This window comes from Nocardioides dokdonensis FR1436 (assembly GCF_001653335.1).
Lineage (GTDB): Bacteria > Actinomycetota > Actinomycetes > Propionibacteriales > Nocardioidaceae > Nocardioides > Nocardioides dokdonensis.
The window spans coordinates 2,732,445-2,750,845 of record NZ_CP015079.1; the positions used below are offsets into that span (position 1 = coordinate 2,732,445).

20 protein-coding genes are annotated in these 18,401 nt (G+C 72.2%); 11 read left to right on the plus strand and 9 right to left on the minus strand.

From position 1 onward, the window contains the following. Window positions 1-10 precede the first annotated feature (10 nt). Window positions 11-2,062, minus strand: a complete 2,052-nt coding sequence (locus I601_RS12935; protein ID WP_068110383.1) for a PTS fructose transporter subunit IIABC — start codon at window positions 2,060-2,062, stop codon at window positions 11-13. 341 nt (window positions 2,063-2,403) lie between these two features. Here I601_RS12935 and I601_RS12940 point away from each other — a divergent pair, with 341 nt between their 5' ends. From I601_RS12940 to I601_RS12955, 4 genes are all read left to right on the plus strand, one after another. Next, complete coding sequence (locus tag I601_RS12940; RefSeq protein ID WP_068110386.1) at window positions 2,404-2,643, plus strand: DUF6458 family protein; 240 nt, start codon at window positions 2,404-2,406, stop codon at window positions 2,641-2,643. 175 nt (window positions 2,644-2,818) lie between these two features. After that, entirely contained in the window at window positions 2,819-3,094 is a 276-nt protein-coding gene (gene rpsO, locus I601_RS12945; RefSeq protein WP_068110388.1) for a 30S ribosomal protein S15, read from the plus strand. 300 nt (window positions 3,095-3,394) lie between these two features. Next, entirely contained in the window at window positions 3,395-5,617 is a 2,223-nt protein-coding gene (locus I601_RS12950; protein WP_068110391.1) for a polyribonucleotide nucleotidyltransferase, read from the plus strand. 80 nt (window positions 5,618-5,697) lie between these two features. Beyond that, window positions 5,698-7,005 carry a M16 family metallopeptidase gene (locus tag I601_RS12955; protein WP_084527568.1) on the plus strand — a complete coding sequence of 436 codons (1,308 nt, stop codon included), beginning with the start codon at window positions 5,698-5,700 and terminating at the stop codon, window positions 7,003-7,005. A 4-nt stretch (window positions 7,006-7,009) separates the two neighbouring features. On the opposite strand, the gene I601_RS12960 is transcribed toward I601_RS12955, so the two are convergent. Further along, complete coding sequence (locus tag I601_RS12960) at window positions 7,010-7,735, minus strand: NADPH-dependent F420 reductase (RefSeq protein WP_068110394.1); 726 nt, start codon at window positions 7,733-7,735, stop codon at window positions 7,010-7,012. Window positions 7,736-7,808: 73 nt separating this feature from the next. Further along, complete coding sequence (locus tag I601_RS12965; protein ID WP_068110396.1) at window positions 7,809-8,330, minus strand: class I SAM-dependent methyltransferase; 522 nt, start codon at window positions 8,328-8,330, stop codon at window positions 7,809-7,811. 146 nt (window positions 8,331-8,476) lie between these two features. Between I601_RS12965 and dapB the strand changes: the two genes are divergently transcribed. Beyond that, a complete protein-coding gene (dapB, locus tag I601_RS12970; protein ID WP_084527570.1) occupies window positions 8,477-9,226 on the plus strand; it encodes a 4-hydroxy-tetrahydrodipicolinate reductase in 750 nt (249 codons plus the stop codon). 143 nt (window positions 9,227-9,369) lie between these two features. Then, window positions 9,370-10,998 carry a M4 family metallopeptidase gene (locus I601_RS12975; RefSeq protein WP_068110399.1) on the plus strand — a complete coding sequence of 543 codons (1,629 nt, stop codon included), beginning with the start codon at window positions 9,370-9,372 and terminating at the stop codon, window positions 10,996-10,998. A gap of 58 nt (window positions 10,999-11,056) precedes the next feature. Here the strand turns inward: I601_RS12975 and I601_RS12980 are convergent, their stop codons facing one another. The 4 genes from I601_RS12980 to I601_RS12995 form a co-directional block, all read right to left on the minus strand. After that, a complete protein-coding gene (locus tag I601_RS12980) occupies window positions 11,057-11,368 on the minus strand; it encodes an AzlD domain-containing protein (protein ID WP_237089402.1) in 312 nt (103 codons plus the stop codon). Beyond that, a complete protein-coding gene (locus tag I601_RS12985) occupies window positions 11,365-12,078 on the minus strand; it encodes an AzlC family ABC transporter permease (RefSeq protein WP_068110401.1) in 714 nt (237 codons plus the stop codon). The genes I601_RS12980 and I601_RS12985 overlap by 4 nt, the downstream gene beginning before the upstream one ends. 24 nt (window positions 12,079-12,102) lie before the next feature. Further along, window positions 12,103-12,312 (minus strand): hypothetical protein, encoded by a 210-nt coding sequence (locus tag I601_RS21195; protein WP_068110406.1) that lies wholly within the window; start codon window positions 12,310-12,312, stop codon window positions 12,103-12,105. An 85-nt stretch (window positions 12,313-12,397) separates the two neighbouring features. Beyond that, window positions 12,398-12,973, minus strand: coding sequence for a GNAT family N-acetyltransferase (locus I601_RS12995; RefSeq protein WP_068110409.1), 576 nt, complete (start codon window positions 12,971-12,973; stop codon window positions 12,398-12,400). Between the two features lie 69 nt (window positions 12,974-13,042). Here I601_RS12995 and I601_RS13000 point away from each other — a divergent pair, with 69 nt between their 5' ends. Further along, a complete protein-coding gene (locus tag I601_RS13000; RefSeq protein ID WP_068110413.1) occupies window positions 13,043-14,050 on the plus strand; it encodes an aldo/keto reductase family protein in 1,008 nt (335 codons plus the stop codon). Here I601_RS13000 and I601_RS13005 read toward each other — a convergent pair. Continuing rightward, window positions 14,024-14,896: a hypothetical protein gene (locus I601_RS13005; protein WP_068110416.1), complete on the minus strand. Its 873-nt coding sequence runs from the start codon at window positions 14,894-14,896 to the stop codon at window positions 14,024-14,026. The two genes, I601_RS13000 and I601_RS13005, sit on opposite strands and share 27 nt — an antisense overlap. A gap of 9 nt (window positions 14,897-14,905) precedes the next feature. Next, entirely contained in the window at window positions 14,906-15,517 is a 612-nt protein-coding gene (locus tag I601_RS13010) for a DUF3043 domain-containing protein (RefSeq protein ID WP_068114887.1), read from the minus strand. Window positions 15,518-15,675: 158 nt separating this feature from the next. Between I601_RS13010 and I601_RS13015 the strand changes: the two genes are divergently transcribed. From I601_RS13015 to pspAB, 4 genes are read left to right on the plus strand one after another with little or no spacing between them, the layout of a single operon-like run. Continuing rightward, window positions 15,676-16,458 carry a PspA/IM30 family protein gene (locus I601_RS13015; RefSeq protein WP_068114889.1) on the plus strand — a complete coding sequence of 261 codons (783 nt, stop codon included), beginning with the start codon at window positions 15,676-15,678 and terminating at the stop codon, window positions 16,456-16,458. Next, on the plus strand, window positions 16,455-16,733 hold the full coding sequence (pspAA, locus tag I601_RS13020) for a PspA-associated protein PspAA (RefSeq protein ID WP_068110419.1): 279 nt from the start codon (window positions 16,455-16,457) through the stop codon (window positions 16,731-16,733). The genes I601_RS13015 and pspAA overlap by 4 nt, the downstream gene beginning before the upstream one ends. A gap of 50 nt (window positions 16,734-16,783) precedes the next feature. Continuing rightward, window positions 16,784-17,719 (plus strand): zinc metalloprotease HtpX, encoded by a 936-nt coding sequence (gene htpX, locus I601_RS13025; RefSeq protein ID WP_068110421.1) that lies wholly within the window; start codon window positions 16,784-16,786, stop codon window positions 17,717-17,719. Between the two features lie 11 nt (window positions 17,720-17,730). Continuing rightward, window positions 17,731-18,309 carry a PspA-associated protein PspAB gene (gene pspAB, locus I601_RS13030; protein ID WP_068110423.1) on the plus strand — a complete coding sequence of 193 codons (579 nt, stop codon included), beginning with the start codon at window positions 17,731-17,733 and terminating at the stop codon, window positions 18,307-18,309. Window positions 18,310-18,401: the final 92 nt, after the last annotated feature.

An 18,401-nucleotide genomic window follows, 5' to 3' on the forward strand; every position in this document is an offset into this window, starting at 1 on the left:
GGCGGGCGGATCAGACGGTGACGAGCGGTGTCTCCACCGGTGCCGGGGCGGTCGACTTCAGGGCCAGGACCGCGGCGCAGGCCACGGCCACACCGGCGGCCAGGGCGATGATGAAGCCCAGCACGCCATCGACGGCGAAGAGTACGAAGATGCCGCCGTGCGGGGCGCGCAGGCTGACCCCGAAGAGCTCCGCGAGCCCTCCCGTGACGGCGCTCCCGAGCATGATCGAGGGGATCACCCGCAGCGGGTCGGCGGCGGCGAACGGGATGGCGCCCTCGGTGATGAACGACGCGCCGAGCAGCCAGCCCGCCTTGCCGTTCTCCCGCTCGGCCACGGTGAACAGGGACGGACGCAGGACGGTGGCCAGCGCCAGGGCGATCGGCGGCACCATGCCGGCGAGCATCACCGCCGCCATCACCTTGAGCTGCGGAGCGTCGGTGGCCGTCGCGGCGGCGGCCAGCCCGGTGGTGGCGAAGGTGTAGGCGGTCTTGTTGAGCGGGCCGCCCATGTCGAAGGCCATCATGGCGCCCAGCAGCGCGCCGAGCAGGACGGCCAGCCCGGGACGGTCGCCCATGTAGACGAGGCCCGCCTCGAGCTGCTCCATGACGAAGCCGAGCGGGCGACCCAGGAGCACGACCATCACGAAGCCCACCGAGAGGGTCGTGAACAGCGGGATGACGAGCACGGGCATCAGCCCGCGGGCCCAGGTGGGCACGGGGCGTCGGGCGATCCAGTGCGCCACGAGGCCGGCCAGGACGCCGCCGATGATGCCGCCCAGGAAACCGGTGCCCAGCGTGCCCGCGAGCGCGCCCATCACGAAGCCCGGCGCGATCCCGGGGCGGTCGGCGATCGCGAACGCGATGTAGCCGGCCAGGGCGGGCACGAGGAACCCGAAGGCGGTGCCGCCGAGGACGAAGAAGAGGGCGCCGAAGTAGGCCAGGAGAGAGCTGCCGAAGAGTGCGTGGTCGAGCCCGAGCGCGTCGAGGTCGGGCAGGTTGAACAACGAGCTGTCGGTCGCCACAGCGCCGTGGTCGACGATCTCGTAGCCGCCGAAGAGGAAGCCCAGCGCGATGAGGAGGCCGCCTGCTGCGACGAACGGGATCATGTAGGACACGCCGGTCATCAGGATCCGGCGGACCCGCCCGCCCCAGGTCTCACCGCTGGAGCCGCCGGTGCCGACGGACGCGCCGGCGCCGCCCTCGCCTGCGGAGCCCTCGACCCTGGGTGCCGACGGGTCGTCGGCGCGCTCCAGGGCCTCGGCGACCATCAGGTCGGCCTCGTCGATCGGACGCTTGACGCCCGAGCTGACGAGGGGGAGACCCGCGAACCTGGCCCGGTCCCGCACTCCGACGTCGACGGCGAAGATCACGGCGTCGGCGGCCTCGATGGTCTCGCGCGCCAACGGGGTCGAGCCCGCCGAGCCCTGGGTCTCCACCGCGAGATCCACACCGGCGCGCTCGGCCGCGGCCTCCAGCGCCTCGGCGGCCATGTAGGTGTGGGCGATGCCGGTGGGGCAGGCGGTCACTGCGACGAGGCGGCGTCGTGCGGTCGGTACGGCGGCAGCCGGGCCGGGCTCCGGCCGGGACGGAGCCTCGGTGGTGGTCGGCTGGGCCGGAACCAGCACCTCGCTCACGAGGCCCACGAGCTCCTCCGCACTGCCCGCGGCGCGCAGGGCGTCGGTGAACGCCGGCTTCACCAGGGCGCGGGCCAGCTGCGTGAGCAGCTTCAGGTGGGTGGCGTCCCCGCCCTCCGGAGCGCAGATCAGGAAGGCCAGGTCGGCGGGTCCGTCCTTGGCGCCGAAGTCGACGGGCGGGGACAGCCGGGCGAAGGCGAGGGTCGGTTCCTCCACGGCCGCGGTGCGGCAGTGCGGGATGGCGATGCCCCCGGGCAGGCCGGTCGGCGACGTCGCCTCACGAGCCAGTGCGTCCTGCACCAGCTGGTCGAGGTCACGGGTGCGTCCGGCGGCCAGCAGCAGCTCGGCCAGCCCCCGGATCGCCTCGTGCTTGTCGGCGCCGAGGTCCGCGTCGAGCCGGACGAGGTCTTCGTGGATCAGTGGTGACATGTCACCCTCCCTGGGTGTGGGGCAGTGCGCGCACGGGGGCCGGCTCCGGGTGGACCTGGCTCGGTGGCCGGGCCACGCCCTGCTGTGCGTCCTGGGCGGGCATCGAGATGTCCTCCGGGCAGCAGGCGCGACCCCACCTGTGTCTGTGTTTATGTTGTTATATGCCCGAAAGTGTTTGATAGTCAAGGGGTCGGTGGGACACAGCTCCCGGGTGTCCCCGCCGAGCGCTGGTCTGGTCCGTCCGGCCGCGGTGGTTTGAAGTCCGGCGCGCGTGGACAACCTGACCCACGGCGTCCCCAGACCCACCCTGACCAGGGGCGCCGTCGATGAGAGGACACACCATGGGTTACGGACTCGGAGCCTTCCTGATCGCCCTCGGCCTGATCCTGGCGCTCGCCGTGCAGGACGCCGTCGACGGCGTCGACCTGCAGATGATCGGCTGGATCCTCACCCTCGTCGGTCTCGGGGTGCTCATCCTGACCGCGGTGACGCTCAACTCGAGCCGGCGCAAGGGCACCGTGCAGACCACGACCCACCCCGACGGCTCGGTGAGCGAGCGTCGTACGGAGCACGACCTGTGAGCACTCGGCACTGAGGCGACCCCGAGCGGCGTCCGACCCGGATTTCGGGTTGGGCGCCGCTCGTCGTTATGGTGGTCGTTGCCGTAGAACGGCCGCGGACCAGTAGTGCCCGGGTGAACAGGCCCCGGCGCGCCGCGCAGCGAGTGCCCCAGCTGGGGCGAAGAAGGGAGCCCGCATGTCGATCGGAACCGACGCGGAGACCAAGAAGAAGATCATCGCCGAGTACGCCATCGCCGAGGGCGACACCGGCTCGCCCGAGGTGCAGATCGCGCTGCTGAGCCACCGCATCAGCCACCTGACCGAGCACCTCAAGGAGCACAAGCACGACCACCACAGCCGTCGTGGTCTGCTGCTCCTCGTGGGCCAGCGCCGTCGGCTGCTGAACTACCTCAACAAGTCGGAGATCGCTCGGTACCGCTCGATCATCGAGCGCCTGGGTCTGCGTCGCTGACCACGCACCACTCGTGAGGGCGGAGCGGCTGCCCGACGGGCAGCCGCTCCGTCGCATTCCGGGCCCCGAGCACTAGGCTCGGGCCTGCACAACTGAAGAACCCACCACCAGGAGCGACCCGCGCGCATCGGCCCGGTCCTCGGTAGTGGCTCTCAGCACCGCCAGTGAGCGGTCTGCGGGCCTCGATCGAAGACCGGCCCCCGCACCAACGGCGGGCCTGGCATCGCCCCCCGCCGCAGCAAGCGGGACGCAGCGGATCGCTCCGTGAGAAGGACAAGGATCCCTTTGACTGAGAACACCATGGCCGAGCCCGTGATCTCTGCCGTCGAGACCGTGCTCGACAACGGCAAGTTCGGCACGCGCACCATCAAGTTCGAGACCGGACTGCTGGCCCGTCAGGCCGCCGGTTCCGTGACCGCCTACCTCGACGACGACACGATGCTGCTCTCGGCGACGACCGCCGGCAAGCACCCCAAGGACCACCTCGACTTCTTCCCCCTGACGATCGACGTCGAGGAGCGGATGTACGCCGCGGGCCAGATCCCCGGGTCCTTCTTCCGCAGCGAGGGTCGTCCCGGCGAGGACGCCATCCTCACCTGCCGCCTCATCGACCGGCCGCTGCGCCCCACCTTCAAGAAGGGCCTGCGCAACGAGGTCCAGGTCGTCATCACCGTGATGGCGCTGGACCCCGACCAGCCCTACGACGTGCTCGCGATCAACGCCGCGTCGATCTCCACCCAGCTCTCCGGACTGCCGTTCTCCGGCCCCGTCGGTGCCGTGCGCGTGGCGCTCATCGAGGGCCAGTGGGTGGCGTTCCCGACCCACAGCCAGCTCGAGGAGGCCGTCTTCGACATGGTCGTCGCGGGTCGGGTCACCGACACCGGCGACGTCGCGATCATGATGGTCGAGGCCGAGGCCACCGAGCAGTCCTGGACCATGATCCAGGGCGGCGTCCAGGCGCCGACCGAGGACGTCGTGTCCGGTGGCCTCGACGCCTCCAAGCCCTTCATCAAGCAGCTGTGCGAGGCCCAGGCCGAGCTGGCCAACGTGGCCGCCAAGCCGACTGCTGACTTCCCCGTGTTCCTCGACTTCGAGGACGACGTCTTCTCGGCCGTCTCCTCGGCCGTCAAGAGCGACCTGAGCGCCGCCATGACCATCGGCGACAAGCAGGAGCGCGACGGACGCACCGACGAGCTCAAGGCCGGGCTGCTCGAGAAGCTCGCCGGCCAGTTCGAGGGTCGTGAGAAGGAGATCGGCGCCGCGTTCCGGGCGCTGAACAAGGAGGTCGTGCGCGAGCGCGTCCTGCGCGACAAGGTGCGCATCGACGGCCGCGGCCTCGCCGACATCCGTCCGCTGCACTCCGAGGTCGGCCTGATCCCGCGCGTGCACGGCTCGGCGCTGTTCGAGCGTGGCGAGACCCAGATCCTGGGCGTCACCACCCTGAACATGCTCAAGATGGAGCAGCAACTCGACACACTCTCCCCGGAGAAGCACCGCCGCTACATGCACAAGTACGTCTTCCCGCCGTTCTCCACCGGTGAGACCGGTCGCGTGGGCTCGCCCAAGCGCCGCGAGGTCGGCCACGGTGCGCTCGCGCGCCGCGCGCTGCTGCCGGTGCTGCCCAGCCGCGAGGAGTTCCCCTACGCGATCCGCCAGCTCTCCGAGGCGATGGGCTCCAACGGGTCCACCTCCATGGGCTCGGTCTGCGCCTCGTCGCTGTCGCTGCTCCAGGCCGGTGTTCCGCTCAAGGCGTCCGTGGCCGGTATCGCCATGGGCCTGATCTCCGGTGAGGTCGACGGCAAGACGCAGTACGTCGCCCTGACCGACATCCTCGGCGCCGAGGACGCGTTCGGCGACATGGACTTCAAGGTCGCCGGCACGCGGGAGTTCATCACCGCGCTCCAGCTCGACACCAAGCTCGACGGCCTGCCCGCCGAGGTCCTCACCGCCGCGCTGACCCAGGCCCGCGACGCGCGCCTGGCGATCCTCGACGTCATGGCCGAGGCCATCGACGCCCCCGAGGAGATGTCGCTGCACGCCCCGCGGATCATCACCGTCAAGGTGCCCGTGGACAAGATCGGCGAGGTCATCGGCCCCAAGGGCAAGGTCATCAACCAGATCCAGGACGACACCGGCGCCACGCTGTCGATCGAGGACGACGGCACCGTCTACATCGGTGCCACCAGTGGCGACGCCGCCGAGGCGGCCCGCGCGGCCGTCAACGCGATCGCCAACCCGACGATGCCGGAGATCGGTGAGCGCTACCTGGGCACCGTGGTCAAGACCACGAACTTCGGCGCGTTCATCTCGCTGATGCCGGGCAAGGACGGGCTGCTGCACATCAGCAAGCTGCGCGGCCTCGCCGGCGGCAAGCGTGTCGACTCCGTCGAGGACATCGTCTCCGTCGGCCAGAAGATCCAGGTCGAGATCGGCGAGATCGACGACCGCGGCAAGCTGTCGCTGGTCCCGGTGCTCGAGGAGGGCGCGCAGGACGCGGCCGAGGAGAGCACCGAGCAGGAGTGACCTCCCGCGCCTGATCGCTCCACCGGTCGACCCGCTCGAGATCACTCGGGCGGGTCGACCGCTTTCTCCAGGAGGAACCCGTGGTCCACCCCCAGCACGTCGCCCCCGCCCCGTCGCCCGCCGAGCCGAGCCCCGCACCGGGCCTGCGCCGCACGGTGCTGCCCTCGGGCCTGCGCGTCGTCACCGAGCACATGCCCCACGTCCGCTCCGCCAGTGTCGGGGTCTGGGTGGGTGTCGGCTCCGTCGACGAGGACGAGACCCTGCACGGCTGTTCGCACTTCCTCGAGCACCTGCTCTTCAAGGGCACCAGCAGCCGGTCCGCCCTGGACATCTCGATCGCCCTGGACACCGTCGGCGGGGAGTTCAACGCCTTCACCGCCAAGGAGTACACCTGCTTCCACGCGCGGGTCCTCGACGAGGACCTCGCGCTGGCCGTGGACGTGCTCGGCGACATGATCACCGACAGCCGGCTCGAGCCGGGCGACGTGGAGGCCGAGCGCGAGGTGATCCTCGACGAGATCGCGATGCACGACGACGATCCCGACGACGTGGTGCACCAGCTCTTCGCCGAGCAGGCCTACGGCGCCAGCTCCGACCTGGGCCGCTCCATCGCGGGCACCGAGGCCAGCATCCGGGCGCTGAGCCGCGCGCAGGTCCACGACTTCTACCGTCGCCACTACCGGCCCGCGACGATGGTGGTCTCGGCGGCCGGGAACATCGACCACGATGAGGTGGTGCGCCTGGTCGAGAAGGCCTTCGGGCGTGGCGGCTTCCTCGAGGTCGAGGAGGCCCCGGTGCCGGTGACCGGCACCGGGCAGCCGGTCCCGGTCCGCGCCGGGCACGCCTCCACCACCCGGCCGTTCGAGCAGGTCAACGTGGTGCTGGGGATGGAGGGGCTGAACCGCGACGACCCGCGCCGCTTCGCCCTGGGCGTGCTCAACACCGCCCTCGGAGGCGGGACGTCCAGCCGACTGTTCCAGGAGGTCCGCGAGATCCGCGGGCTCGCCTACTCGGTGTACTCCTTCGCCGGGCACCACGCCGACTCCGGGCTCGTGGGCGTGGGCGTCGGCTGCCTGCCGGACCGGCTCGACGCGGTGCTCGAGGTGGTACGCGACGAGCTGGCGAAGGTCGCTGCCGACGGGATCACCGCGGAGGAGCTGACTCGCGGTCAGGGGCAGCTCCGGGGCGGGCTGGTGCTCGGCCTGGAGGACTCCGGGTCCCGGATGGCCCGGGTCGGCAAGGCCGAGCTGGTGCACACCGAGGTGCTCAGCATCGACGAGGTGCTGCGCCGCATCGACGCCGTGACCCTCGAGCAGGTGCGCGAGGTCGCGGCCGAGGTCTTCGCGCGCCCGGAGATCCTCGCCGTGGTCGGTCCGGCCTCCGCCTGACCTGCTACCCGCCGACGGGGCCCTCGTTGACGGCCGCGTCGAGCACCCGGTGGATGTCGGCTGCCGGCGTCGGGGAGGCGGCCGGCATGCCGGCCGCCTGGCCCGGGCGGGCGCCCGAGGCGTCGGCGTCCGGGTCGAAGTACACAGCCCCGTACGCCGGGGTGCCCGGCTCGAAGCGCCAGCTCTGCGCGAGGTCGCCCGCGACCACCGCGTCGTAGCCGAGGGTGTCGAGGAACGCCGTGGCCTCGGCCAGCGCCTGCGCGTCGTCACCGGCGATCGGCAGGGCGGAGCGCTCCGGCGAGCCCGCGGGTCGCGCCAGCACCGGCAGGTGGCCGTAGAAGATGTTGTTGAAGACCTTCACGACACGGGCGCCGGGCAGGTGCTGCTGCACCCACGCGCTCGTGGTCGTGCTGCGGTCGTCGAGCTCGGCGATGTTCCCGTCGCGCTCGGGGTAGTAGTTGCTGGTGTCCAGGACCAGGCGGCCGGCGAGCGGCTCGGCGGGCAGGGTCGGCACGGCCCCCAGCGGGACCGTCACCACGACGACGTCACCGGCGCCGGCGGCCTCCTCGGCCGTGGCCGCGCGGGCCCGGGGTCCGAGCTCCTCGACGAGATCGGTGAGGGTGTCGGGCCCCCGGGAGTTGCTGAGGACGACGTCGTGGCCGGCGGCCACCGCCAGGCGGGCGACGCCGCTGCCGATGTTGCCGCTGCCGATGAGAGCGAGAGTAGTCATGTCGGGTCAGCGCTCGGGGGCGCTACGACATTCCACGGGCCCGCGTGTCGAAGGGCACCAGGCGGAGCGTGCGTCAGCCGATCCGCTTGCCGATGATGCCGACCACGGCCGGGTTGCGACGCTGGACCACCGAGACGCGGAAGCCGCCCTGGGTCAGGGACCCGGAGGCCTTCTCGACGATCATCGGCACCTGCTCGGGCCGGGTGGCCTCGAAGAACAGGTAGACCGACCCGCCGGGCAGCAGCCGCTCGTGCAGCAGGGCCACCTCGTCGGCGCAGTCGCGCACCCAGAAGAGGTTCACGTTGAAGGCGTAGACCTTCGTCAGTCGCTTGACCGGCACCCGCAGCGTGGCCAGGTCGATCTGCCGCACGGTCAGCCGACCGGACTCGACGTACTGCGCGCAGCGCCGCTTGGTGCGGTCGACACCGGACTCCGAGCGGTCGATCGCGAAGACCTTCCCGGCCGTGACCCGGCTGCAGATCAGCTCGGCCCCAGCCCCTGGTCCGCACCCGATCTCGAGCACGTGGTCGTTCGGCTGGAGGTCCATGATGTCGACCGCCCAGCGGATCCGCGCCGGGATCGTCTGCAGCACCATGGGCAGCAGCCTGCCAGAAACCTCCGCCGCTGTGTCGGTGAGGTCCCCCCTGGACCACATCCGCGTGTCGCAGGGCACGTGTGCCAGGCTGGTCCACCGTGACGAACGACGCGCGGGCCCGAGACGTTTCCGGAACGCTGACCGACGTGCTCCGGGTGGGAGTGCTGGGGGCGCGCGGCAAGGTGGGCCGCGAGGTCTGCCGGGCCGTGGCCGAGGCACCGGACACCGAGCTGGTCGCCGAGATCGACGTCGACGACGACCTCGAGAGCCTGGTCGAGGCCGGGGCGCAGGCCGTCGTCGACTTCACCCACCCCGACGTGGTGATGGCCAACCTCGAGTTCTGCGTGTCGCGCGGCATCCACGCCGTCGTGGGCACCACCGGCTTCGACGACGAACGGCTGGCCACCCTGCGGGGCTGGCTCGCGGAGGCCCCCGGCACCGGGGTGCTCATCGCGCCCAACTTCTCGGTCGGAGCGGTGCTGATGATGCGCTTCGCCGCCGCTGCCGCACGGTTCTACGAGTCGGTGGAGATCGTCGAGCTGCACCACCCGGACAAGGCCGACGCGCCCTCCGGCACCGCGCGGCGCACGGCCGAGCTGGTCGCGGCCGCGCGCCGCGAGGCCGGCTGCGCGCCGGTGCCCGACGCCACGACCACCGCGCTGGACGGGGCCCGCGGCGCCGACGTCGACGGCATCCGCGTCCACGGGCTGCGCATCCGCGGCCTGGTGGCCCACCAGGAGGTCGTGCTCGGTGGCGTGGGGGAGACGCTCACCATCCGCCACGACAGCCTCGACCGGGCCTCCTTCACCCCGGGCGTGCTGCGGGCCCTGCGGGCCATCGGCACCCGCCCCGGGCTCACCGTCGGCCTCGAGGAGCTGCTCGACCTCGACGTCTGACCGGGTGCGCCCTGCGCCCTCCTGCCTCACCTTCCTGCAGGTCGAGAAGATGAGGCAGCCGGACGGTTCCTCCCGACCCGGTCCCTGCGACAGGGTCGGGTCCGCGCCACCCGCTCGGAGGCGGCGCAGGAGAGAGGAACCAGATGCGAACCACCATGGGGCTGGCCACCGCCGCCGTCCTGGCCGTCGGAAGCCTCGGCCTCGGCGCCGCGACCGCCACCACGAGCCAGGCGGCACCGGCCGCACCGGCCGCCGCCGCTGAGCGCACCGACGTCGCCCAGGCCGCCATCGACGCGTTGCGGGACCACCCGGGCGCCGCTCGGTCCAGCCAGGGCCAGGCGCTCCTCGTCGCCGACACGATCGTCGACCCGGACGGCGGCACCCACGTGCGCCTCGACCGCACCTACCAGGGCCTGCGGGTCCTCGGCGGGGACCTGGTGGTCCACCAGGGCGCCGGCGCCACATGGGAGGGCGTCTCGCAGACCCTGCGGACGCCGATCGACCTCGCGACCACCCCCCGGGTCGGCAGCGACGCCGCCTCGACGCAGGCGCTGGCGCCCACCCGGCAGCTGCGGGCGGTCAGCGGGCTGCGTGGCGCGGGCCGTCCCGAGCTGGTGGTGGACGCGACCGGCGCACAGCCGACGCTGGCCTGGGAGGTCCTCTCCACCGGGGTCCGCGACGACGGCACCCCGAGCCGGCTGGCCAGCTACGTCGACGCCGGCTCCGGCGAGGTGCTGCGCCGCGAGGAGCAGATCCAGACCGCCGACGGCCAGGGCCAGTCCCTCTACAGCGGCACCGTGCCCCTGCAGGTCACGCAGCGGGGCTCGACGTACGAGATGCGCGACGCGACGCGGGGTGGCACGTACACCACCGACATGGGCAACGCCACCGACAGCAGCGCCTGCTCGATCTTCGGCTGGGGCTGCAAGACCGGCACCATCGTGACCAGCCCGAGCACCACGTTCGGCAACGGGACGACGTCCGACCGCGCGAGCGCCGCTGTCGACGCCCAGTACGGCACGGCCACCACCTGGGACTACTTCAAGTCCAAGCACGGTCGCAACGGCATCTTCGGCAACGGCTCCGGCTCCTACAACCGGGTGCACTACGGCAAGAACTACGTCAACGCGTTCTGGGACGGCACGAAGATGACCTACGGCGACGGCGACGGGGTGAGCTTCGGGCCGCTGGTCTCCCTCGACGTCGCGGGCCACGAGATGTCGCACGGCGTCACCGAGAACACCGCGGGCCTGACCTACTCGGGCGAGTCGGGCGGTCTCAACGAGGCCACCTCCGACATCTTCGGCACCATGGTGGAGTTCCACGCCGCCAATGCCTCAGACCCGGGCGACTACCTGATCGGTGAGGAGTTCGACCTCGCGAACAGCCGTGGGTTCCGGCGCATGGACAACCCCATCGCCGACGGCAAGTCCCCGAACTGCTGGTCCTCGAACACCAAGAACCTCGACGTGCACTACTCCTCGGGCGTGGGCAACCACTTCTTCTACCTCCTGGCCGAGGGGTCGGGGTCGAAGACGTTCGGCGGGGTCGCGCACAGCTCGACCACGTGCAACGGCTCGAGCGTGGCCGGCATCGGTCGCAGCGCCGCGGAGCGCATCTGGTTCCGTGCGCTCGACGTCTACATGACGTCGGGCACGACCTACTCGCAGGCTCGTGCCGCCACGATCTCGGCGGCCGGCGACCTGTACGGCGCCGGCAGCACCCAGGCGGCTGCGGTGGCCGCCGCCTGGAGCGCGGTGTCGGTCTCCTGAGCCAGCGCGTGCCGGTGTCCACCCGTGGGGGGTGGACGCCGGCCCGTCGGTCTGCGGGTCACCCCGCGAGCAGCCGCAGCACGGCCGCGGTCGCCGCGGAACCGGCGACCACCGCCAGGAAGGGGGCGCGCACCACGAGCAGCACCACCGCGGCGGCGAGACCGGCCGCCCGGGCGTCGAGCACCAGGCGCTGTCCCTCGCCCACCACCTGCACGGCGACCAGCGCGGCCAGCAGCGCCACCGGCACCAGGTCGGCGGTACGCCGCACCCAGGGCCGCTCGAGCAGCGAGCCGGGGACCGCGAGCCCGGCCAGCTTCAGCAGGTAGCACCCGGCGCTGCCCACCAGCACCGCCACGCACAGCCCGCTCACCGGACACCGCGCCCACGCAGGAGGGCACCGGCCAGCAGCGCCACTGCGCCGGCGGCCAGGACGGGCACGCCCGCCGCGGTGACGGGCACCAGCCCGAGCGCCACGGCGGCGGCGAGCGCCGCCACCACCCGGTGGGCGGGGTCGGCCAGCCGCGGCCACAGCAGCGCCAGGAAGGCAGCCCCGACGGCGGCATCGAGACCGTAGGTGCGCGGGTCGCCCAGCACGGTGCCCCCGATGGCGCCGAGCAGCGTGAACAGGTTCCAGAGGACGAAGATCCCGCCGCCGGTCACCAGGAATCCCAGCCGCGCCTGGTCGATGGTGGGCCGGGTCACCGACATCGCCGTGGACTCGTCGATGAGCAGGTGGGCGGCCAGGGCCCGTCGCCGTCCCCGCCACGCGAGCAGGGGGCCCAGGCGCAAGCCGTAGAGGGTGTTGCGGGTCCCGAGGAGCCACGCCGTGGCGACCGCCGAGACGGGAGCGCCGCCCGAGGCCACGACACCGACCATGGCGAACTGGGAGGCGCCGGTGAACATCAGCAGCGACAACGCGCAGGTCTGGGCGACGGAGAGCCCCGACGCCACCGACACCGCCCCGAACGAGACGCCGTAGGTGCCCGTCGCCAGCGCCACCCCGAGGCTGTCGCGCACCACGGCACGGCGAGCACTCCCAGCGGGTGGGTCGGGGAGGTGCTCGGAGGTCGCGCCGGTCATGGCGCGGACTCTAGGACGCCGGGGTCAGCGACGTACGCGCACCTGCCGCGCCACCGGCCGGCTCCCGTCAGCGGCCAGCGCGAGGAGCGCGCCGGCGCCGGCGCCGGCGACCAGGCCCACCGTGGCGGGCAGGGCCGGCGCGGCCATCACCACGACGAGACCCCCGGCGGCGCCGAGCAGGACCAGCAGCGAGAAGACGAACGAGCGGTGACGACGAGGAAGCGGCCCGAGCATGGTCTGTCCTTCGATCCGGTGCGGCCCCGGTGGCCGCGTCCATCCACCTGGTGTTACCCGTCCCGCTCGAGGACCAAGTCCGCCCCTAGGGGTGAACGTCGTCGGTCTCGGCCAAGGAGGTGTGCAGCCGGACCTGCTTGAGGGTGACCGCGCCCGTCCCGTCGAGGTCGAGCTCGCGGTGCGCGCCGTCGGTGTCCCAGCCGGCCTCGACCAGGAAGCGCCGCAGCCCGTCGTCGGAGGCGACCGCCCACGTCACGGCACGGGTGAACCGGTCGGAGCGCAGCGTGTCCACGGCCGCCTGCTGCAGCCGCGAGCCGTGCCCCTTGCCGCGCTCGTCGGGGTCCAGGACCAGCTCGGTCAGCTCGCCGACGGAGACGGGGTCGCAGTCGGGGTCGGTGGCGGGGGTGGTGATCGCGAACCCGACCACCCGGTTGCGCTCGAGCGCGACGAGGGTGCGGTGCCGGGCGTCGGCCGGTCGGGCCAGCGCCTGGGTCCAGGCCGCGGCGACGGACTCCAGCGCCTCCGGGCCCGACGGGAGCACCTCGGCGGGGACCAGGTCGGCGTACATCACCGGCCAGGCGCGCAGCTGGAGCGCGGCGATGGCGGCGGCGTCGTCGGCCCACGCCACCCGCACGGACACGTCGGCGGTCGGGCTGCTCATGCCTCGATCCTCTCAGGGCCCGGCGCCGGCGGCCCCGTGGGGTGAGGGCACGTGGGTATGGTCGCTGGCATGGAGATCCGCAACCTAGGAACGAGCGGCCTGAAGGTCTCGGCCATCTCGTACGGCAACTGGCTCACCCACGGCTCGCAGGTCGAGGAGGACGCCGCGACCGCGTGCGTGCGGCGCGCCCTCGAGGAGGGGATCACGACCTTCGACACCGCCGACGTCTACGCCAACACCGCGGCCGAGACGGTGCTCGGCAAGGCGTTGGCGGGGGAGCGGCGCGAGGGCCTCGAGATCTTCACCAAGGTCTACTTCCCGACCGGCCCGGGTGCGCACAACGACCACGGGCTGTCACGCAAGCACATCATGGAGTCCATCGACGCCTCGCTGCGTCGGCTGCAGACCGACCACGTGGACCTCTACCAGGCCCACCGCTACGACCACGAGACGCCGCTCGAGGAGACGATGGCGGCCTTCGCGGACGTCGTGAAGGCCGGCAAGGCGCACTACATCGGCGTCTCGGAGTGGCGCGCGGAGGAGATCCGGGCCGCGCACGCCCTGGCCCGCGAGATGCACGTGCCGCTGGTCTCCAACCAGCCGCAGTACAACCTGCTGTGGCGCGTGATCGAGACCGAGGTCGTGCCGGCGTGCGAGGAGCTCGGCATCGGCCAGGTGGTGTGGTCGCCGATCGCGCAGGGTGTGCTCACCGGCAAGTACCGCGTCGGCCAGGAGCACCCGAGCGGGTCGCGCGCCCTCGACGAGAAGGGCGGCGACAAGATGATCAGCCGCTGGCTCCAGGACGACGTGCTCCGGCGCGTCGAGCAGATGGCCCCGCTCGCCGACCAGGCGGGGCTCACGATGGCCCAGCTCGCGGTCGCCTGGGTGCTGCAGAACCCGAACGTCTCCTCGGCGATCATCGGCGCCAGCCGGCCCGAGCAGGTCAGCGACAACGTCAAGGCCGCCGGCGTACGGCTCGACGACGACCTGATGGCGGCCATCGACCAGGTGGTCGACCCGGTCGTGGAGCGCGACGCGGCGAAGACGTCCTCACCGGCGCGGCGCGACTTCGGCTGAGCCCGGAGCGCCGCTGCGCGCGGGGCGGGTGAGGTCGGCGGAGCGCCCCAGGCGCACCGCCCCCCACGTCGAGACGACCAGCCCGAGCAGCACCACCCACCACCACCCCGGCCGCACGGTGTCCCCGAGGAACGCCACACCGACGAGGGCCGGGACGAACGTCTGCCCCACGTTCATGGGCGCGGTCGCCGACGAGACCGAGGCGCGGTCCATGCCGAGCGAGTAGAGCCAGAAGGCCACCAGGCTGAAGGCCGGCACCGCGAGGGCACAGGTCAGCGTGGTCAGCGGCAGACCGCTCCGGGGCAGCTCGACGCCGCGCACCGCGACCGCCGAGCCGGCGTAGCCCAGGCCCGCCAGGCACCCCAGCCCGGCGGCGCCCAGGTGGTGCCGGGCGAGGCTGGCGGCCGCCAGGACGAGCGCCGCGCCGGCCAGGGCCGCGGCGAGCAGGGGGTCGGAGCGGGTGGCGCCCGCCGCACCCGAGCCGGCGGCCAGCAGCACCAGGCCGCCGACGACGAGCGCGACCGACCCCCAGTGGCTGCGACCCAGCGGTGCCTCGACGTGGCGCTGGGCCAGCGCCGCCACCGGCAGCGCCATCGCGACGGTGGCCTGCGCGAGGTAGAGCGGCAGCCACCAGATGGCCACCACGTGCAGCAGGAAGCCCAGCAGGTAGGCGACCAGCACGAGCAGCGTCCACGGGTCGCGCACCGAGCGGCGCACGAACCCCACGAGGTCGGTCGGCGGCGCCGGGTGTCGGCGTACGCCGTGCGCCTGGGCGACCGCGCCGACGCCGAACAGGACCGCGCCGAGCAGCCCGGCACCCAGCCCGGCGAGCTCGAGCGGGCCCATGGCGTCGACCTAGCGGTAGTGCTCGGGCAGGGTCTGCCCGATCTTGACCTGCGTCTTGGGCAGGCGCATGAAGCGCATCTGCATCGCGCGGGTGATGGCGTAGTAGGTGGTGCCCTTCAGCGACTCGTCGGCGAAGCGGACCGCCAGCTCACGACGCAGGCGGAAGCGCAGGAGCACCATGTCGAGGACGACGAGCAGCATCGCCAGCAGCAGCACCGAGCTGCCGAAGCTCTGCAGCCCCTCGTTGCCGGAGTAGGTGAAGACCATGGTGAGCACCAGCAGCGGGATCATCAGCTCGATGAACGAGAAGCGCGCGTCGACGAAGTCGCGGGTGAAGCGGCGCACGGGGCCCTTGTCGCGGGCCATCAGGTAGCGCTCCTCGCCGGCCTTCATCCCGGCCTTGACCCGTGCGGTCGACTCACCGCGGGTCGAGCGCTGGGCCTGGGCGATCTCGCGACGGGTGCGCGGCGGCTTGGCCCGGGCCCGGGCCATCGCCTCGGCCTCCTTGCGGGTCGGCGTCGGGCGCCCCTTGCCGCCCGGCGGGGCCTGCTCGGGGCCCAGGGCGGAGGTGGGCGACGTGGAGGCGTCCGGGACGGACTCGCTCTTGCTGCGACGGAACAACACTGGGCCTTCGGCTGGGGCCGCCGGTGCGGCGGCTGGGGATGGGACGCTCGGGCGTCCAGCCTACTGGCGCTGCGCGCACCCCCTCGCGGCACCTTGCTCCGGAGCCGTAAGGTGAGGTGACGCACGCGACCGACGGGAAGAGGGACCGCACCACCATGAGCCTCTGGAAGCGCATGACCTTGATCTTCCGGTCGAAGGCCAACACGGCCCTCGACCGTGCCGAGGACCCCCGCGAGACCCTCGACTACAGCTACCAGCGCCAGCTGGACCTGCTCTCGAAGGTACGCCGTGGCGTCGCCGACGTGGCCACCTCGCGCAAGCGGGTCGAGCTGCAGGTCAACCAGCTGCAGCAGCAGTCCGACAAGCTGCAGACGCAGGCCGAGAAGGCCCTCTCGGTGGACCGCGAGGACCTCGCCCGCGAGGCGCTGACGCGCAAGTCCGCGCTGACGCAGCAGATCGAGGACCTCCGCGCCCAGCACGCGCAGCTGCAGGGCGAGGAGGAGAAGCTCACCCTGGCCCAGCAGCGCCTGCAGGCCAAGGTCGAGTCCTTCCGCAGCCGCAAGGAGACCATCAAGGCGACCTACACCGCCGCCGAGGCCCAGACCCGCATCGGCGAGGCCATGTCCGGCATCGGCGAGGAGATGGGCGACGTGGGCCTGGCCATCCAGCGTGCCGAGGACAAGACCGCGAACATGCAGGCCCGGGCCGGGGCCATCGACGAGCTGATCTCCTCGGGCGCGCTCGACGACGCCAGCTCGATCAACCGCGGCGACGACATCTCCCGCGAGCTCGACGCGATGAGCAGCCACTCCGACGTGGAGGCCGAGCTGGCCAGGTTGAAGGGCGCCAAGAAGCCCGAGGCCCTCGAGGGCGGCTCCGACATCCTCGAACCGAGTGCCGAGAAGGAGACCGCGGAGCGTCCGGAGGAGCGGTCATGATCGTCCGCATCCTCGGCGAGGGCCAGGTCGACGTACCGGACGAGGCGCTGGAGCGTCTCAACGAGCTCGACGCCACGGTCGAGCAGGCCGTCGAGGCCGGCGATGAGGTGGCCTTCAAGGCCGCCCTCGACGCCCTGCTCGACGCAGTGCGCCGCGAGGCCACGCCGCACGACGTCGACAGCCTCGACGAGTCCGACCTGATCCTGCCGCCCGCCGACGCCACGATGGCCGAGGTCGCGCAGATGCTCTCCGGCGACGGGCTCATCCCCGGCTGATCCTGCGCTGGTCGTGGGACCCGCTTGGACCCTCTGGGAAGAATAGAGTCATGGCACGCACCCGTTTCGTCGGCGATCGTGGGCTCACCGCCCGGATGACGCTGGTCATGTTCCTGCTCGGGGGACTCTTCGTCGTGCTCATCGGCGGGCTGATGGCCGCGGCCGCCGGCTCGGGGTACAGCACCTTCGTCCCGTTCATCGGGCTGGCCGGCATCGGCATGGCCGTCTACCAGTGGTGGCGCAGCGACACCGTGGCGATGAAGGCGATGCGCGCCCGGGAGGTGAGCCCCGAGCAGGCCCCCGAGCTGCACGGCATGATCGACCGGCTCTGCGCCATGGCCGACATGCCGAAGCCCCGGGTGGGGATCTCCGACTCGCGCATCCCCAACGCCTTCGCCACCGGACGCTCCCCGGAGCGTTCCGTGGTCGTGGTGACCACCGGCATCATGCAGACGCTGAACGCCGAGGAGCTCGAGGGTGTGCTCGCCCACGAGCTGTCCCACGTGGCGCACCGCGACGTCCTGGTGATGACCGTGGCGTCGTCCGCCGGCATCGTGGCCGGGATGCTCACCTCGGGCGCTCGCTACGGCATGTTGTTCGGCGGCGGCCGGAGCCGCAGCAGCAACAACAACAACGGGCTGCCGGTCTGGCTCCTGGTGCTGCTGGTGAGCGTGGTCGTCTACGCCGTCAGCTTCGTGCTGCTCAAGGTGCTCTCGCGCTACCGCGAGCTCGCCGCCGACCGGGCCGGTGCCTACCTGACGATGAAGCCGCAGGCGCTGGCCTCCGCGCTGCAGAAGATCACCGGCGAGATGGACGCCGTCCCCGACAAGGACCTGCGTGCGAGCTCGGCGATGAACGCCTTCTTCATCGCCCCGGCGATCAAGGGCGTGTCGATGCGCAGCCTGACCTCCACCCACCCCAGCCTCGAGCAGCGCCTCGAGCAGCTGGCCAAGATCCAGGCCGAGCTCGGCCGCCCGACGGGCTGAGCGCGAGCGACATGGGATTCCTCGACTCGATCCTCGGCCGCAGCCGGCCCAAGCAGGCCGACCTCGATGCGCTGTTCATGGTGCCGAGCGCGGCGATCACGCTCGAGGCCTCGTTGGGTCTGCGACCCACCGGGCAGGGCGCGGTCTGCTACCGCGCCGCCGGAGGGGCCGCGTTCGCACAGGCCGAGAGCGACATCCTCAGCCTGCTGCGCGACGCCCCGGACGCGCCCGGCGTCACCACGTCGCACGACGAGTTCGGCTACACCTGGCTGGTGGTGGACGACGACCCCGACGACGTGGCCGGGCTGTGCACCGACCTGCACGGGGTGAACACGACCCTGGAGGCACAGGGGTTCGGGCCGGGGCTGCTGTGCTCGCTGGTGCCGTTCGTGGACCCCGCCGGGCGCCGGGTCGGGCTGGTCTACCTCTACAAGCAGGGCACGTTCTACCCCTTCGCGCCCCAGCCCGGAGGTGGCCGCCAGCGCGACACCCTCCTGGAGATCAACCTGCGCGAGACCCTCACCGGCGAGCTGCCGGTCGAGCAGGAGACCTCGCGCTGGCTCGCGATCTGGGGTGCGCCGGGCCTGTGACCCGGCAGGCTCGCCGTTCGGCTGCAGCAGCCACGGCGGCCTCCCTACACTGACCACGCCGCGACGCGCCCGATCCCGAGCGCGCCGGGGAC

Bases quoted from the DNA above. Each gene is read 5' to 3' on its own strand.
- I601_RS12985 (WP_068110401.1), bottom strand. From the start codon at position 12,078: ATGACCGGCGCGACCTCCGAGCACCTCCCCGACCCACCCGCTGGGAGT.
- I601_RS12940 (WP_068110386.1), top strand. From the start codon at position 2,404: ATGGGTTACGGACTCGGAGCCTTCCTGATCGCCCTCGGCCTGATCCTG.
- I601_RS12960 (WP_068110394.1), bottom strand. From the start codon at position 7,735: ATGACTACTCTCGCTCTCATCGGCAGCGGCAACATCGGCAGCGGCGTC.
- pspAB (WP_068110423.1), top strand. From the start codon at position 17,731: ATGGGATTCCTCGACTCGATCCTCGGCCGCAGCCGGCCCAAGCAGGCC.
- I601_RS13015 (WP_068114889.1), top strand. From the start codon at position 15,676: ATGAGCCTCTGGAAGCGCATGACCTTGATCTTCCGGTCGAAGGCCAAC.
- I601_RS12935 (WP_068110383.1), bottom strand. From the start codon at position 2,062: ATGTCACCACTGATCCACGAAGACCTCGTCCGGCTCGACGCGGACCTC.
- pspAA (WP_068110419.1), top strand. From the start codon at position 16,455: ATGATCGTCCGCATCCTCGGCGAGGGCCAGGTCGACGTACCGGACGAG.
- I601_RS12995 (WP_068110409.1), bottom strand. From the start codon at position 12,973: ATGAGCAGCCCGACCGCCGACGTGTCCGTGCGGGTGGCGTGGGCCGAC.
- I601_RS12965 (WP_068110396.1), bottom strand. From the start codon at position 8,330: ATGGTGCTGCAGACGATCCCGGCGCGGATCCGCTGGGCGGTCGACATC.
- I601_RS13005 (WP_068110416.1), bottom strand. From the start codon at position 14,896: ATGGGCCCGCTCGAGCTCGCCGGGCTGGGTGCCGGGCTGCTCGGCGCG.
- I601_RS13000 (WP_068110413.1), top strand. From the start codon at position 13,043: ATGGAGATCCGCAACCTAGGAACGAGCGGCCTGAAGGTCTCGGCCATC.
- htpX (WP_068110421.1), top strand. From the start codon at position 16,784: ATGGCACGCACCCGTTTCGTCGGCGATCGTGGGCTCACCGCCCGGATG.
- I601_RS21195 (WP_068110406.1), bottom strand. From the start codon at position 12,312: ATGCTCGGGCCGCTTCCTCGTCGTCACCGCTCGTTCGTCTTCTCGCTG.
- rpsO (WP_068110388.1), top strand. From the start codon at position 2,819: ATGTCGATCGGAACCGACGCGGAGACCAAGAAGAAGATCATCGCCGAG.
- I601_RS12975 (WP_068110399.1), top strand. From the start codon at position 9,370: ATGCGAACCACCATGGGGCTGGCCACCGCCGCCGTCCTGGCCGTCGGA.
- I601_RS12950 (WP_068110391.1), top strand. From the start codon at position 3,395: ATGGCCGAGCCCGTGATCTCTGCCGTCGAGACCGTGCTCGACAACGGC.